General features: G+C 31.5%; 17 protein-coding genes. 6 read left to right on the top strand and 11 right to left on the bottom strand.

Annotated features, from left to right (window positions below):
• The first annotated feature begins 70 nt into the window (after nt 1-70).
• A complete protein-coding gene (locus B7R65_RS09195) occupies nt 71-1267 on the top strand; it encodes a M20 metallopeptidase family protein (protein ID WP_088042466.1) in 1197 nt (398 codons plus the stop codon).
• Between the two features lie 16 nt (nt 1268-1283).
• Here B7R65_RS09195 and B7R65_RS09190 read toward each other — a convergent pair whose 3' ends face one another.
• Genes B7R65_RS09190 through B7R65_RS09180 form a run of 3 tightly spaced genes read right to left on the bottom strand, consistent with a single transcriptional unit; the run spans nt 1284 to nt 3982 of the window.
• Nucleotides 1284-2015: an EcsC family protein gene (locus B7R65_RS09190; RefSeq protein ID WP_088042465.1), complete on the bottom strand. Its 732-nt coding sequence runs from the start codon at nt 2013-2015 to the stop codon at nt 1284-1286.
• 12 nt (nt 2016-2027) lie between these two features.
• Complete coding sequence (locus tag B7R65_RS09185) at nt 2028-3248, bottom strand: ABC transporter permease (protein WP_088042464.1); 1221 nt, start codon at nt 3246-3248, stop codon at nt 2028-2030.
• Entirely contained in the window at nt 3245-3982 is a 738-nt protein-coding gene (locus B7R65_RS09180; RefSeq protein ID WP_088042463.1) for an ABC transporter ATP-binding protein, read from the bottom strand. The genes B7R65_RS09185 and B7R65_RS09180 overlap by 4 nt, the downstream gene beginning before the upstream one ends.
• A gap of 1372 nt (nt 3983-5354) precedes the next feature.
• On the opposite strand from B7R65_RS09180, the gene B7R65_RS09175 reads away from it, so the two are divergent.
• On the top strand, nt 5355-5792 hold the full coding sequence (locus tag B7R65_RS09175; RefSeq protein WP_088042462.1) for an HIT family protein: 438 nt from the start codon (nt 5355-5357) through the stop codon (nt 5790-5792).
• A 354-nt stretch (nt 5793-6146) separates the two neighbouring features.
• The gene (locus tag B7R65_RS09170) at nt 6147-6707 is read left to right on the top strand and encodes an HTH-type transcriptional regulator Hpr (RefSeq protein ID WP_088042461.1); all 561 of its coding nucleotides are present in this window, start codon (nt 6147-6149) and stop codon (nt 6705-6707) included.
• Nucleotides 6708-7108: 401 nt separating this feature from the next.
• Here B7R65_RS09170 and B7R65_RS09165 read toward each other — a convergent pair whose 3' ends face one another.
• Nucleotides 7109-7198, bottom strand: coding sequence for a YjcZ family sporulation protein (locus tag B7R65_RS09165; protein ID WP_088042460.1), 90 nt, complete (start codon nt 7196-7198; stop codon nt 7109-7111).
• A gap of 101 nt (nt 7199-7299) precedes the next feature.
• A complete protein-coding gene (locus tag B7R65_RS09160) occupies nt 7300-7383 on the bottom strand; it encodes a YjcZ family sporulation protein (protein WP_088042459.1) in 84 nt (27 codons plus the stop codon).
• Nucleotides 7384-7739: 356 nt separating this feature from the next.
• Between B7R65_RS09160 and B7R65_RS09155 the strand changes: the two genes are divergently transcribed.
• Nucleotides 7740-8555, top strand: a complete 816-nt coding sequence (locus B7R65_RS09155) for a peptidylprolyl isomerase (protein WP_088042458.1) — start codon at nt 7740-7742, stop codon at nt 8553-8555.
• A 39-nt stretch (nt 8556-8594) separates the two neighbouring features.
• Here the strand turns inward: B7R65_RS09155 and B7R65_RS09150 are convergent, their stop codons facing one another.
• Together B7R65_RS09150 and yhaM are read right to left on the bottom strand one after the other, a co-directional pair.
• Nucleotides 8595-8798 (bottom strand): sporulation YhaL family protein, encoded by a 204-nt coding sequence (locus tag B7R65_RS09150; protein ID WP_088042457.1) that lies wholly within the window; start codon nt 8796-8798, stop codon nt 8595-8597.
• A 68-nt stretch (nt 8799-8866) separates the two neighbouring features.
• The gene (yhaM, locus tag B7R65_RS09145; RefSeq protein ID WP_088042456.1) at nt 8867-9805 is read right to left on the bottom strand and encodes a 3'-5' exoribonuclease YhaM; all 939 of its coding nucleotides are present in this window, start codon (nt 9803-9805) and stop codon (nt 8867-8869) included.
• Nucleotides 9806-10171: 366 nt separating this feature from the next.
• Between yhaM and B7R65_RS09140 the strand changes: the two genes are divergently transcribed.
• Nucleotides 10172-10357, top strand: a complete 186-nt coding sequence (locus B7R65_RS09140) for a YhzD family protein (RefSeq protein WP_088042455.1) — start codon at nt 10172-10174, stop codon at nt 10355-10357.
• 600 nt (nt 10358-10957) lie between these two features.
• Here the strand turns inward: B7R65_RS09140 and B7R65_RS09135 are convergent.
• The 4 genes from B7R65_RS09135 to B7R65_RS09120 all read right to left on the bottom strand — a co-directional run bounded on the left by B7R65_RS09135 (nt 10958) and on the right by B7R65_RS09120 (nt 14905).
• Entirely contained in the window at nt 10958-11746 is a 789-nt protein-coding gene (locus B7R65_RS09135) for an enoyl-CoA hydratase (RefSeq protein WP_088042454.1), read from the bottom strand.
• Nucleotides 11747-11827: 81 nt separating this feature from the next.
• Nucleotides 11828-13306, bottom strand: a complete 1479-nt coding sequence (locus B7R65_RS09130; protein WP_088042453.1) for a coproporphyrinogen III oxidase — start codon at nt 13304-13306, stop codon at nt 11828-11830.
• Nucleotides 13307-13428: 122 nt separating this feature from the next.
• On the bottom strand, nt 13429-14298 hold the full coding sequence (locus B7R65_RS09125; RefSeq protein ID WP_088042452.1) for a Cof-type HAD-IIB family hydrolase: 870 nt from the start codon (nt 14296-14298) through the stop codon (nt 13429-13431).
• 253 nt (nt 14299-14551) lie between these two features.
• Nucleotides 14552-14905 carry a YlbF/YmcA family competence regulator gene (locus B7R65_RS09120; RefSeq protein ID WP_088042451.1) on the bottom strand — a complete coding sequence of 118 codons (354 nt, stop codon included), beginning with the start codon at nt 14903-14905 and terminating at the stop codon, nt 14552-14554.
• Between the two features lie 325 nt (nt 14906-15230).
• On the opposite strand from B7R65_RS09120, the gene B7R65_RS09115 reads away from it, so the two are divergent.
• Nucleotides 15231-16325: a YheC/YheD family endospore coat-associated protein gene (locus tag B7R65_RS09115; RefSeq protein WP_088042450.1), complete on the top strand. Its 1095-nt coding sequence runs from the start codon at nt 15231-15233 to the stop codon at nt 16323-16325.
• Nucleotides 16326-16343: the final 18 nt, after the last annotated feature.

Below are 16343 nucleotides of genomic sequence, written 5' to 3'. Positions count from 1 at the left end.
CTTTTTTTGAAGGATATCCGCTATATTTCTTGAATAGGATATACAGATATATAGTTGGAGGAGTGAAAACATGTCTGATTTATTTTCAATGTTAGATTCGTATTATCCAGAAATGGTTACTACTCGTAGGTACTTACACGAAAACCCCGAACTTTCTTTTAAAGAATATGAAACTGCAAAATTCATTCAAAACTTTTATAAACAATTAGGGGTTCCTTATCAGGCAAATGTTGGAGGAAATGGAATCGTAGCAACTATAACTGGTAGAAACCCTGGCAAAACAATCGCAATTCGAGCTGATTTTGATGCTTTACCAATTCAGGATGAAAAAAATGTATCATATTCATCTAAAGTACCTGGTGTAATGCACGCCTGTGGTCATGACGGGCACACTGCAACATTACTTTATTTAGCGAAGGCTTTCTTTGATTTAAAAGATACATGGGATGGAAAGGTTGTCTTTCTTCATCAACATGCTGAAGAATATGCGCCAGGTGGTGCAATTTCAATGATTGCAGATGGTTGTCTAAATGGTGTAGATGAAGTTTATGGTACACACCTTTGGGCTGTAGAAGATTTAGGTACAATCGGTTATCGAAGTGGTCCAATTATGGCTGCGGCTGATCGTTTTACAATTACAATTCAAGGACAAGGCGGACACGGTGCAGAACCTCATCGTACGAAAGATAGCATTGTAGTTGCCAGTCAATTAGTTATTGCATTACAGCAAATTGTAAGTCGTGAAACAAATCCAATTGATACAGTTGTAATTTCTATTGGGAGCTTTGAAGCTAAGAACGCTTTTAATGTCATCGCAGACAAAGCGACTCTCATAGGAACAGTAAGAACATTTAAAAAAGAAATTCAAGCACAAGTTAAAGAGCAAATGGAACGAGTCATTAAAGGAATTTGTCTTGCGAATGATGTTACATATGAGTTTAAATATGATGATGGTTATCCTCCAGTTGTTAATCATGAAAAAGAAACAGATTTACTAGTCCAAGTTGCTGCTTCGATTGATGAAGTTTCACACTTAAAAGAAATGGACCCAAAAATGGGTGGAGAAGATTTCGCATACTATTTGCAAAAAGTGCCTGGTACATTCTTTTTTACAGGAGCAAAATCTCCTGCAATCTCTGAACCTTACCCTCATCATCATCCTAAATTCGATTTTGACGAGAAAGCTATGTTAATAGCTGCCAAAACATTAGGTTCTGTTACATTAGCTTCATTAAAACATTCGAATAAATTAGTTGGGCAAAAATAAAAGAAAAAGGAGAACTTTATTTCACAAGTTCTCCTTTTTCTTTTAAATATCTTAATCGATATGAATTTTTTGCTGTTTCACCTAGCTGTTCTAGTAACTGATAATTAACATACGCTCCAACAGGGGCACCGATTAATGGGACCAATTGTAGCAATTTTGCTAAATCAATATGATCTCGATATTCTTGTTGAAGTTTATCCCAATTAACTTGAGGATTTCCATCCAATTTCTCTTCCCAGTTTTCAATAATTTGCAAGGTCTTCTTCCTATGCTCATCACTTGAAAAAGCAAGTTGAAATATATATAACATAAATTGCCGCTCTATTTCTACTTTAGGAGAATAACCATATATCCTTGCAGCTTCCACCAAAAACCTAATTTTAATTCCCATTAATAATGGAAAATCTGCTAGTCCTAGTAGAATACCACCAGCACCTGTCCCAGCACCTTCAACTGCAGATATCTTTTTATATTCGTTCAATTTCTTATCAAGAATTGCATCTCTTTCTCTTAGCGACAATGCTTCATACTCTTCACTTCCGCCACTAAATACAGTTGAACCTCCCATAAATAAAGTCATCATATTTTTAACTGTTTGGGTAAGTAATTCCTGAATTTGTTCAGGCAATAAAGATTGTATCTTTAATTGGACTTTCTTTGCTGAAGATTGAAAAAAGTTTGAATCAGCCATTATTTTTTGCTTCCATCTAGAAATTTCATATTGAATACGAAGTTCGTAAGAGTCCATTTAGATCACCCTTTACAATTGTTGTGGTTGGTTCAACCTTTTTCGGACATAAAATTTGATAAACCACACTGAGAATAAAGTGTACACGATAACAATCAATGCAAAACTTACTATAGATTTCAACATTATTAAAGCAATAATACTAAAAACTAGAGTACATATTATCAGTAGTATATACAAAAGTGTTGAAATGGATTTTCGATTCCCCACATTTGTATAAGGATATATTTTCCATAACAAGTGATAATTATATTGTTTCAAAATTGTCATATTTTGAATCCCTATCAAGTAAAGGAAAATGAAACCTATAATTAGCTTCCCTACAAAAGTTGGCACTAAATAAATAACAAATGCTCCGACCAGCAATTGCCTAATAAACATACTTAAATAATTACCATTTCGAATAAAAGTTCTAATTAACAAATAATTTGCTGCATTGTTTGTTTTAATTTTATTAATTAATGGATCTGCCCATCTACGGCGCTTTACTTGTTGTTGAATAGAAGGTACATCCGTAAACATGTTAGCAAAACGATAAAAATTTGATAATCTCGTTGTATCAAGTTTGACATTTCTTTCCCATTGAACACGCTTATTAAGACTGATTGTTTGGATTAGGATTGCATACGTCGCTAAAAGTAGTATTGGAAGTAAAATAATCAGACTATACCACTTATTTAATAAGCTAAATAGAAAGAAAAAAGTACTTAAAAATCGTACACAATAATCAAAACCCCAATTAAGAATCCCCTTATTTGATGTATGAACAAAAGAAATAAATAGATGATATCCTTTCAACAAGAATATAATGAGAATAAATATGATGAAACTTGTTGTTTCTCCTAATAAAAATTTCTTGTAAATCGGATAGGCGATTCCTAAAAATATCAACAATAAATAAATTTGAGCCATGTAAGAAGTAATGTATGACCGAATAAAATATACCTTCATTCTTTTTTCTAGAGGTAATAAGTACAACAAGTCTGGACCTTTGAAAAATGTCATGACTTGACCTGTAGATACAAGCAAACTAAATAGAATAGAAATAACTAATTCAGCTGGAAAATTTGGCGACATCGTTTTAAGAAATTGTTGGTAGTAATATGCCCCTCCACCAAAAGCAAATACAAGAACAAATTTGATATGATCATTTAGAATATATCGACTATACTTTGATAACTCCTTTATGTAATCACGAAAACGTTTAAGCCATAACTCGTTAACATTCTTCATATTTTTTTATCCTTAGTAGCATAAATATAAATTTCGTCTAATGAAGCATTTGGCATATCATATTGTTTTTGAAGTTCTTTTAAGGAGCCTTTTGCAATAATAATTCCTTCATGAATAATAATGAAAGAATCACAATAAATTTGTGCAGTTGATAAAATGTGTGTAGACATTAAAATACCTGCTCCATTTTCTTTTTCTTTCTTTAAAATCTCAAGTAAATCATTTATTGCAATTGGATCTAGCCCCAAGAAAGGTTCGTCAATTATGTATAGCTGTGGTTGAACGATTAAAGAACAAATGATCATTACCTTTTGTTTCATACCTTTTGAAAACGTAGAAGGAAAATACTTTCTTTTTTCATAAAGTCGAAATGTTTTCAGTAATTCTTCACTGCGTTTTTTAAACTCTGATTCAGGTATGTTGTATGCTAGGGCAGTAAGTTCCAAGTGCTCTTGTAGTGTTAGTTCATCATAAATCATTGGAGTCTCTGGTACATAAGATAAACTTGCACGGTACTCTGTAGGGTCCTTATCAAAATTTTTACCATTAACTAATATTTCACCTTTTAATGGTTTCAAAAGCCCCAAAATATGTTTGATTGTTGTACTCTTCCCTGCGCCATTTAATCCAATTAGACCAACCAATTCATGTTTATTAATTGTGAATGAAACATCTTTAATAACAGGTTGTCTAGTATAGCCACCTGATACATCTTGTACTTCTAATAAAGTCATTTTCTACAAATCCTTTCATAGTACTTTACTTTATTTATTGTAACAAATATTAACTGTAACTTCCTTAATATCATATTTATGTGAACCTAAAAAAAAATCCTTCTTTTTTTTGAATACTATTTTGTCTAAAGGGTATTCTATTCTTGAAGGGAAAGAAACACACTCTTTCCAGTTCAACCATTTGAAATGAGGTGTGTGTTAAAGGTATATTATTTGCGTTCAAACCTAAGTCAGATAAATGTTTTAAGTGAAATGAGGTATCTCCTAAGATAAAGCATCGTTGTCATAAACAGCAGTGATAATATCAAGGGAGATGGTGCGCTTGAACAATATCTATAGTTACAAAGGTCTTTAGTATACCAACTTTGTAAATGAGGTGTCTCGAGCAGAGCATATAATTTATTTATAGGTGTACCAATTAATTGAACTAAAAAAGCAAATGAGGTGTCTGTTAAAGACAATTAACTTAAAAACCAATATCTTTCTCCTTCGGCAAGAAGCAACTACTAGTTGCTTCTTGTTTCATTTTAAGGATCTAATCCCTTCATTAAAAGCGCTAAAAAATTTAAATCTTATAAAGCAGATCCTAAAAAAATAAAAACTTTGCTCTTAATACGAATACTGTTTTGCATTTAGGGTATTCTATTCTTGAAGGGAAAGTGCACACTCTTTCTTTTCAAACAATTGAAATGAGTTGTGTGTTAAATAAGTTATTATTTGCGTTCAAACCTAAATCAGATCATTGTTTTTAGTGAACAAGTATCTCCTCGATAAACCATCGTTGTCAAACTTCAACGAAAATATCTAAGGAGATGGTACGCTTGAACAATATCTATTATTACAAAGGTCTTTAGTATACCAAAATCGTAAATGAGGTGTCTCGACCAGAGCATATAATTTATTATAAAAGGTGTACAAATTAATTGAACATTAAAGCAAATGAGGTGTCTATCAAAGACCATTCAAAAAACTAACAACTTTCCCCTTCAGCAAGAAGCAACTATTAGAAGTTGCTTCTTGTTTTTGTTTTCAATTATTAAATCGGACAGTAGGAAACTGTTAATTTTTATTGTTGATATTAAACAAAACTCATTGCTCTGAAAGATTTAATAGGAAGAGTATATAAAGATGTTTGATTTGGGTTGAAGATGCGAGACTCCTGTGGGAGTAGCGAGTAAGGGTGAGACCCCTCAGTCCTAACCGAGGAGGCTCAGTTCACACCCCACGGAAAGGGAGCATCCTGCATCGTAATTCAACTTTATTTTTTTATCCGAGACTAAAAAAAGTCTTTCAGAAATCAAAAATACTGCTTTTTTATTCACAACAAATTTATGGTAAAATAGGGAAAAAATAGAAAAGAGTGTTGATTAAAATGGTACATGATGCGAATTGTATTTTTTGTAAAATTGTAGAAGGTCAAATCCCAGCATCTAAAGTGTATGAAGATGACAATGTATTAGCTTTTTTAGATTTAAGTCAAGTTACAGAGGGACACACATTAGTTATTCCAAAGAATCATGTTGAAAATATATTTTCTATGACTGAAGAAACAGCAAGTGTCTATTTCAAAAAGATGCCAATAATTGCAAATGCAATCAAAAAAGCATTTAATGTTGAAGGTGTAAATATTATTAATAATAGTGGTGCAGTTTCAGGGCAAACTGTATTTCATTATCATATGCATATTTTACCACGATATGGAAAAAATGATGGCTTTGATGTCAAATGGGAGACAAATACCGAAAATTACACAAATGAACATCTACAAAAAATTGCAAAATGTATCGAAAATAACATTATTAAACAATAATAATTGAATACTTCATATAAATAAAAACAGGAGATCAATGATCTCCTGTTTTTTATTTAGTTTCCAAATTTAAACTATTATTTATACTGTATTTTTAATGATTTATATTATATATTTACTATATACCTAATAATATTATTTAAGCCAAAATTCTATTTTCTCACAAATAATTATTATATAAGCATACTGTTTTTTATCCTTAACCCATAATTATAATATAAAATTGTAGAATTTTATCAACTACTTTGTGAAAATTTTTAAAAATTCTAACTAAAAGTTCTTTATTTATTCACATATTATTGGCATAATAATAAATAGATAGTTAAATAGTTAAATAGAAAAGAAGGTGAATTGATGAAAACTGAACAAAAAATGTACACAATGAAAGAAGCTTTGATTTTTAGTCAAAGAATTGCACAAATTTCAAAAGCATTATGGAAATCAGTTGAAAAAGACTGGCAACAATGGATTAAACCCTATGATTTAAATATCAATGAACATCATATTTTAATGATCGCCTTCCACTTAAAGGGTGCTTCAATTTCTGAAATTGCTAAATTTGGTGTAATGCATGTATCTACTGCTTTTAATTTCTCTAAAAAATTAGAGGAACGTGGTTTATTAGTATTTTCTAAAAAAGTAGAAGACAAGCGAAATACTTATATTGAGTTAACTGAAAAAGGTAAAAATATTTTATTAGATATATTAGAAGAATTTGATCCTGAGACTAATTCGGTTTTCCAAGGTACTTTACCTTTAAAAGAATTTTATGGTAAATTCCCAGAAAACATGGAAATCATGGCTATTTTACGCAATATTTACGGTAAAGATTTTATCGATATATTTGAAACTACTTTAGATAATATAGATAAAGAATTTATTGAAGAAGATAACCGTTTAATTAAAAAGCCTTAATATTATTTTGGATTTATTTTCTTAAATATAAATTTCATTATGAACAATTCGCATACATACAAGCTTATTTGATTTACATGCTTGTACCATTCTTAATTGTTGCCTAATGGAATCATTAGAAGCGGGCCAAAATTTAAAATTCAATCCGCTTTTTGTTTTGAACCTAATTGTTCAACGATTCACATAAATTAATATTCTTTGTAACCCCTTAAATTCCATTTCCTTTTTAAACACTGATATCCCCTCCCTTCCCAATTTTTTTAATTCTTCTCAACGAAACCAAATCTGCTTATTTCTTTAATATGTATACTACTTTTATAATTTTCATTTAAAATATGTTCCAATTAAACACTCAACCGGAGGCAATATGCCTCCGGTCGAATAATTGTCTTATTTACGAATTAAATACAAGCTGCTCCAACGATTATTAATAAGATGAACAGAACGACGATTAAAGCAAATCCACCATGATGAAATCCTGCGCTCATCATATACACCTCCTTTAGCTACATATCTTATCTTATGCGTATAGTAAAAAAATGGTCTGGGCAATTGTCTAAATATCTTTCTATTTTAAAGGCCTCTATTATGTTTAAAGAAATGAACACCCAATAATTATTAATAAGATAAATAGGATTACGATTAAAACAAACTCATTTGATGTACCTGATCCCATTTTTCCAACCTCCTAAGTGTAATTCTTTATAATATATAAACTAATGTCACATGTGACTGTGCTAATGTCACGATTGACAAGCTAAACATTGTTAAATCGCCTATTTTTAATAAAAAAAATTTTTTTACCAATCAGACCATAAATTATATTTTCATTAAAATGCATGCCAAAATCTTCTTTTTTTGGATAAACTTTGTCAGATTGAAGAAAAATATGATATATTAAGTGAAGTTATTTCCAGTAATTAGAAAGATTCAAAAAGCTGGATATTGTTATGTTTAAGATACATACTTAACAACGTAAATTTTTCTTTTATAAAGGAAATATATTTCAAATTTTTATTAGGAGATGTTTAAATGAAAAAGTTAATCGTATCTGCAGTTTTAGCAACATCGGTATTCGGATTAGCAGCATGTGGATCGGCTGGTATTAAAAATGATGTAGTTGCAAAAACAAGTGCCGGAGATATTACTTCCGAAGACCTGTATAATAAAATGAAAGATACAGCTGGATTAGCAATGCTTAAACAAATGGCAATTGAAGACTACTTAACTAAAAATTACAAAGTTAGTGATAAAGATGTTGATAAGAAATTCAATGATTATAAAACACAAAATGGTGATCAGTTTAAAGCATTTTTAACTCAATATGGCTTTAAAGATGAAGCTGCATTTAAAGAACGAGTTAAAATTGACTTATTAACTGAAAAGGCTGCTGAAGCAAGCGTTACGAAAGCAGAAATAGCTAAATATAAACCCGAAATTAAGGCAAGCCATATTTTAGTAAAAGATGAAGCTACAGCTATAAAAGTAAAAAAAGAACTAGATGCTGGTGGGGATTTTGCGGCATTAGCTAAAAAATATTCAACTGATCCAGGTTCAAAAGAAAAAGGCGGAGATTTAGGTTATTTTGGTGAAGGTGCTATGGTTCCAGAGTTTGAAGCAGCTGCCTATAAACTAAAAGTTGGTGAAATTAGTGAGCCAGTTAAATCACAATTTGGCTATCACATAATTAAAGTAGTTGATAAAAAAGCAGTAAATGAGAAAGATGCTCGTGCAAAAATCGCTGCTTCAAAGCTAAGTCAAGAAAATTTCTCTGCATTCTCTGATGAGTTACTTAAAAAAGCAAAATTCAAAGTTGAAGATAAAGATTTAGCAAAACAAGCAAAATAATAACTAAAAAACACCTGCCTTTCAAAAGGCAGGTGTTTTTTAGTTTGAAGAAACTTCAGAGTTAAGTAATAACTGTTCTCTTCTTTCTCTTTCTTCTTTAATTCTTTGTAAGTAGATTTCTCCTTCTTTTTCAATGAAGGCTTCATCAGCATCTTTTTCTTGCTTAGAAGTATACAAAACCATAAATCCACTAACAAAAATACCTAAAATAACAATATACATCCAAAATGGTAACAATAACATATTTCTTCCTCCTTAGTAGACAAGCATTTGCTTCATTATATGGCTACTCTGAAGAAAGTATGATTATTTTAAAATTTTGGTTTATAGAAACTTCGATTTTCAAGTGGGAAAATGCGTTCTGTATACTCCCCAGGCTCTACACGTTCTAATGCTCGATCTAACATATTCATTTTCGCATCAATATTATCAATATAGTGCAAGATTTCCGCCTCTTTAATTAGTGGAAGTTTTGGACTACCCCACTCATATTTCCCATGGTGACTTAATATAAGATGCTGAAGTACTGTAATCTCTTCCCCTTCGATGCCGAGTTCAATTGAAGCATTACCAACTTCGATTGCCATTAAAGAGATATGCCCTAGTAAATTACCTTCAACAGTATATTTTGTAGATACTGGACCAGACAACTCTTTCACTTTTCCTAAATCATGTAAGATTATACCTGCATATAGTAAATCCTTATTAATTGAAGGATACAAGTTTGAAATTGATTCTCCTAATTTCAACATGCAATAAACATGGTACGCTAATCCAGAAACGAATTCATGATGATTTTTTGTTGCAGCAGGAAAATCTAAAAAGTCGTCCTGATTTTTTAAAACAAGATGTTCAGTAATTTTCTTAAGTTTTTCATTTGTCATATTATTTATAAAAGACATAATTTTTTCATATAGCTCATCTTTAGCAATCGGTGCTCTTGCAAAAAAGTCTTCAGCATTCACTTCGTCAGATTCTTTTGTAGGTCGAATTTGTCTTAGTTTTAATTGTAGTTTCCCTCGATAATCATGAAGCTCACCTTCAACTTTAACAATCGTACCTTCTACATACGATTCTGCTTGTTCTGAAGTAATATCCCATAGTTTTGCTTCAATATCACCACTTTGATCTTGTAACGTTAAAGATAAAAATGATTTTTGATTACTAGCTACTCCTTTTGTAACTGCTTTTAAAAATAAGTACGTTACAAAACGTTCACCAACTTCATATTCATATACTTTTTTATCCATATTGTACCTCCAATAAGTCTATGTTTCCTCCGCATTTACAGGCTAAATACCCTACCTTTGACATTCAAAAGTCTAGGTTTGCGATCAGTCCTTTTAGATAACAAACTAAATTTATCAACTAATAGAAAAGGGAAAGTTTAATTATGTAATTGTTGTTTTACTTAACCTATTATACGTTAAATCGCGAACTTATCCCAACTAAGATAGTACAAAAAATAAGACATAATATAACAATTCTTCTTTTTCTACACAAATAAATTCATTTCGATAAACCTGAATTTTTATATAATTCAAATTATTACTTTACACTTCTTTTTATTTTATGACAAAATAAGATTAATCGGATTATATAGGGAGGATACTAATTTGGCAACTTATCGAATCACTGCATTTGAGAAAACTGGAGAATCTATTGTAGATGAACAATTCGAGGCTACTACAGATCAAGAAGCAAAGAAAATCGGTGAAGAAAAACTGACAATACTTGATGCTCTTCATAAAACTCATCGCTGTATTAATCCAACTGGTAAATTATTATTATTTCATCCATAAAAAAAGCTGCGAAATTACTTCGCAGCTTTTTTTATACTTTTATCTTGCACTAGTCTTACGCTTGTCGCAGCTGAGCGAACGCCTTCCACTTTTCTTATTGTCCAGTTACAGGCGTTAGCTGCTCGAGGTCATAAGCCAATTTCCATCAAAGGTTAAAAACCAACCTTTGTTGGAAATTGTCTTATGCTTGTCGCAGCTGAGCGAACGCCTTCCACTTTTCTAATTGTCTAGTTCCAAAAGCTAGCTCTTTGGTAATATTCCATAAACCATTGAAGTGGAAAGTTCGTCACTTCTTCTGGTTCATGGAGATATTCCCTTCAGAGCTGAACAAGCTTTTTCCACTTTTCTTATTGTCTAGTTCCAAAAGCTAGCTCTTTGGTAATATTCCATAAACCATTGAAGTGGTAAGTTCGCCACTTCTTCTGTTTCATGGAGATATTCCCTTCAGAGCTGAACAAGCTTTTTCCACTTTTCTTATTGTCTAGTTCCAAAAGCTAGCTCTTTGGTAATATTCCATAAACCATTGAAGTGGTAAGTTCGCCACTTCTTCTGTTTCATGGAGATATTCCCTTCAGAGCTGAACAAGCTTTTTCCACTTTTCTATTTCCCAGTAAATTCTGGTTGTCTTTTTTGTAGGAATGCTTGTATGCCTTCATTGTGGTCTTTTGTTTTTCTCATTAAGCCTTGGCCATTTTTTTCACTTGCTAAAGTATTTTTTAAGTTTTCTAGATTGTTTTCACAGTAAATTTGTTTTGTTTGAATCATTGCTTGAACTGGTTTTTGGAGAATAGTTTTTACTCGTTCTTTTATTTCAGATTCGAAGTCTCCGCTAATTACTTCATCTATTAAACCTAATTCTAACGCTTGATTTGCGTTTAGTTTCTTACCTTCCCAAATAAGTTGTTTTGCTTTTGACTCTCCAATCCTTTTTTCAAGGAAGTAATGAGCACCACCATCTGGTATTAAACCGATTCCAATAAAATTCATTGCTAGTACACCTGATTCGTGTGCTAGTACATAATCACTTGCTAGTGCAAGACTTAATCCAATGCCAGCAGCTGGTCCATGAATTGCGCTAATGACAATTTTAGGTAATGTATACAATTTAATTACTAATTCTGAGATTAAATCCATTACTGGACCAAATGCACTTTCATCTGTATTACTTAACATAGATTTTAAATCTCCACCAGAAGAAAAACCTTTTCCATTTCCACATAATATAACTACATCAACATCAGATGTTGTAATTTCATCTAAAGCATCTCTAAATTGTCTGAATGTATCTTCATTCATTGCATTTAAAACTTCAGGTCGGTTAAATACAATCGTTGCAACGCGTCCTTCTTTACTTACTAAAATATGGTTAGCCGTGTTAGAAATTGTCATAAAAAATTCCCCCTTAAGTTCATGTCTATTTCTAACATTAAACATAGTAGGGGGAATTTCCTTTTTTTTTATTTAAATTGACTAATTTCTTTTTGAAAACAATTCATCTAATATTTTAATCTTAGCGTTAGTGTAATGCTCGTATCCATCATTATATGACTTTGGATCTTTTGCATTCGCAAAACGCGTAATTTGACGAGTGCCAGGATGAACAAATTTACTTGAAGCTCCACAACCAAGACCAATTATCGTTTGTTCTTCTTCCATAATTAATATATTGTATAAACTTTCTTGTCCATCAACTGCATAGCCAATATTCTCAAGATTACCTAATATATTCTTTTGACGATATAAATAATATGGATGATAGTTATGATTTTCTGTCCACACAGTTGCTTCATTCATCATTTGTTGAACTTCTTCGCGAGCAGCTACTTTATACTTTTGTTTATTTTGCGTCATTTCTGAAGCTCTCTTAAATGATAGGGTATGGACTGTTAAAGATTCAGGCATAAGCTTTTCAGTTTCATTTAACGTATGCTGAAATTCGGATAGCCCTTCGCCAGGTAATCCAATAATTAAATCCATATTTATATTATTCATTCCCATTTCACGAGCTAAATGGAATTTAGTGATTGTTTCATCAACAGTGTGATGTCTTCCAATAGCTTTTAATGTTTCTTGAATATACGACTGTGGATTTATACTAATTCGGTCAATATTCCATTTATTTAAGACATCTAATTTTTCAGGTGTGATTGTATCCGGTCTACCTGCTTCAACAGTTATTTCACGTACTTGCTTCATATTTGGAAATGATTCATGCATTTTAGCATAAAGTAAATCCATTTCTTCAGCTGTGATACTAGTTGGCGTTCCTCCACCATAATAGATGGTCGTAATATTGATTCCACGTTCTTTTAGGAATTCGCCAACCTTTTCCATTTCGTAATGTAATCCATATAAAAATGAATCGACTGCACCCTGCTTACCTTGAATTGCATAAGCTGGGAATGTACAATAAGCGCACTTCGTTGGACAATATGGGATACCAATATAAATACTTACTTCATTTTCCAGGTTGTATAAATCCGGAATCACTTTTAACTGTCGATCAACAATCGATTGCATTAATTGTATTTTCTCTTCGTGAATTAAATAATCATTACGTAGTTCTTCATGAGCCAATTCCTTTGACATACCGTTTTTCAACTTCGTATGAAGAAGCTTTGTCGGTCTAATTCCTGTTAGAATTCCCCATTTTTGTTGAATTCCTGTATATTCTTGCAGTAGTGACAAAAAGACAAAATTAACAGCCTTCTTAATAAATTTAAACGATTCTTTTTCATCTTTTCCGTCTACATAGCTAGTCGTTTTTTGAAACTCAGCACCTAACTTACCTAAAACTCTCTTATTCTGTTCATCTAATTCAAACAATACTTCTATATCTGCTTCTATTTTATTTAACGAAACATCACAGTCCTCGAAGAACAATTGAGATAAAAGCTCTAATGGTCTTTGAAAACGGCTATCGTCTAAACCTTTAATATATATTTTCATGATTTATCACCTTCATAATTTATCACTTAAGTATAAAATTAATGACTACTGAGGTCAATTAATAAAAATCACAGATAAAAACCTGGTTTTCAAAGACATATTCTCTGAAAACCAGGCTAATATTATTTTTCTATTTTTAAATGCGATTTTAAAAAAGGAAGTGGAAATTGTTTCCGGAAATGCTCTTTGATCATATATGGAACACCATTTTGATCATTTGAACGAGTAATCCAATCAGCTACCTTTTTTATTTCGACTGGCGCATTTGACATTGCTACCCCTAATCCGGCATGTTCGATCAGAGGTAAGTCACTATAATTATCACCTATCACAACCATCTCATGATATGAGACACCTAAATGTTCACCTAATCGTTTTAATCCTGAGTATTTTGAAATCCCTTTTCGTACAATTTCTATCTTTTTCTCTTCCTCACATAAACAATCTAAATGAGAATATTTTTGGTTAAGTTCTTTTCTTACTTTATTTTTTTCTACTTCATCAGAAAAATAACATTCTATTTTTAATGGTGAGATTGAATTTTCAAGAATACTATCAGATAGCGATTCAACAAATTGAATAGGATAAAATACAGGGTCGGCATTCGATAATACTGCCTTAGCCACTAAATTAGACTGCAATTTTTTACGATTACCGATTGAGAAATGTTCATGCGAAAGACGAATATTACAATCATATTTTTCTAATTTTTTTACGATGTCATATGCTTCTTCTTCTTCAATTCGCTTTTCAAAAAATGGCTCGTCAAGTTTCGATGATATAAAAGCACCAGAGTGAGAGACTAGTAAGGAAGGGATTTTTAATGCTTTTGCAATTTTTTTAGTAGCTTGGAAATTTCTACTTGTAAATAAAGTTACATAAATACCTTTATCTTGCACGTACTCTATAGCATCTTTTGTTTCCTTTGAGAGTTTCCCGTTTGATTGTAACAATGTACCATCTATATTAATTGCAAGTAACTTATAAATCACTTAATCTCCCCCATTTCACGAAGAATACCTTACTCAAACATATGACATGCTTACATTAAATAGAACAGGATAGGTTGTTATTATAACCATTTATATGTAAAAAAAGACTTAAACAGTGTTTTAGTGTGAAACATTGATAATTTTAAAAAAATGGCAACTAATTACCATGTTAATTAGTTGCCATTTCGTATGATATTAAACTGTTTTCTCCCCGCGAAAAGAACCCGTAAATATAATAGAAGTCTTCTTAAGTTTACTGATTAAGTGCGGTATATAGTTCCTCTAATGGTTTCATGATAATTTTATTTAAATCTTGAATGACTAGGTTCATTCTTTGCTCTGCCTGCATTAGATTTGCAATTAAAGGATTTTGTGACACTTTCGCTACAATTGCCTGCGCTTGTGCACTTTCTTCAGGAGTAATTTGCGCCCCTTGCATCATTTTTTGCTGCATCACCATTTGGAAGTTTTGGAATTCCATAAATAATGGTTTTGCACTTTGGTCAGCAAGGACTTGTGAATAAAGAGCTTGTAAATGTTTAAAATCTGGTTGCTCCTTTAAGGCATTTTGTAAAGAATAAGCGAAGTCATAAATGTTCACTGTCATGTTTCTACCTCCTAATAACATTTGTATCTTTCACTATAGCAAACATTCTATTATATGTCAGTTATCCTAAAACAAAAACAATTTATTACTTTTAACATTCAGTTCTTTTCGTAAATTTTGTTGCTATTAAAAGTAAGTCGTCAATTTCCACTCCAGGATGCTCGCTTTCCGTTCCAATCATTTTCTTTATTTACAGTTCGTTTTAAAAACCTTTTTAAAAACAACAATCTTTTAGAAAAGATCCTAAAATTTTTAAGATTCATTCACCATCTAGGCGAATATCACATATGATACAACGATAATAATTTGGAAAGGAGGAGAATCATTGCAATCTATTCCTAAACACTCCGACCCACAATCTTTTGTCATTGTAACAGATACAATTAACGAACACTCTTTAAATCCACTAGGTTCAATAACAACGCTATGCGAGGAATTAGCAGAAGTGTGCCAAGATAACCAAATAGACTTCTATGTGACTACGTTTCAAAAACTATTTTCAAATGATTCAAGTGGTTATAAACGAACCGATAACGGTTGGATTTTAATGAATGTCCCTCCACCAACTGTTATTCATAATCGTATTCATTCTAGAAAACTTGAACGTTCAAATGATTTTAAACGATTAAGCACAACATTCTTTGATCAACATATTCCTTTTTTTAATGCTCGTTTTTTAAATAAGCTTGAAGTTTTTAAGGCATTTATTGAATCTAATTATTTAAAACCTTATGTCCCTTACACTGAGGAATTCCTTGCTCAAGAACAATTAGAGAACTTTTTACAAAATTATTCTACTGTTTTTATTAAACCAATTCACGGGAGTCAAGGTCGAAACATAATAAAAATTACAAAAGAACAAGATTATTTCCTTTTACAAAACAGTCAAAATACAGAAACAGTGTTACAATTCCCAACTGTTCATCAATTATTTAAAACAATAAAGCCACACTTAAAAACAAGAACCTTTATTATTCAGGAGGGCTTATCACTCATTTTAAAGGAGAACCGTTTGGTTGATTTTAGATTCTTGTGTCATAAAAATAAATCAAGTAAATGGGAAGTTACTTCAACTATTGCAAGACTAGGTCATCCAACACAGTTTGTGAGTAACTTAGCACGTGGTGGCGATATGCAAAAACTTGACGACTTTCTAAGTCATTACTTACCGAAGAAGGAGCGAATTCATTTTAAGAAATTACTTAATGAATTGGCCTTAGAATGTTGTAGGTGCATTGATACCTCCTTTGAAGGTTTATTTGCAGAGTTTGGTGTAGACCTTGCTATTGATGAACACTTTAATCCATGGGTTATTGAATTAAATTCGAAACCATCAAAGGATTTACAGTTTACAGATCCACTTCAAAAAATTAGACCTTCAACAAAGGCTATTTTTTCTCTTGTTCAATCATATTTATAAGTACAAGGAGTGAAGAAG

Origin of the sequence: Bacillus sp. EAC (assembly GCF_002156875.1) — a bacterium.
Lineage (GTDB): Bacteria > Bacillota > Bacilli > Bacillales > Bacillaceae_G > Gottfriedia.
This window is presented reverse-complemented; position numbering and strand designations above follow the sequence as displayed.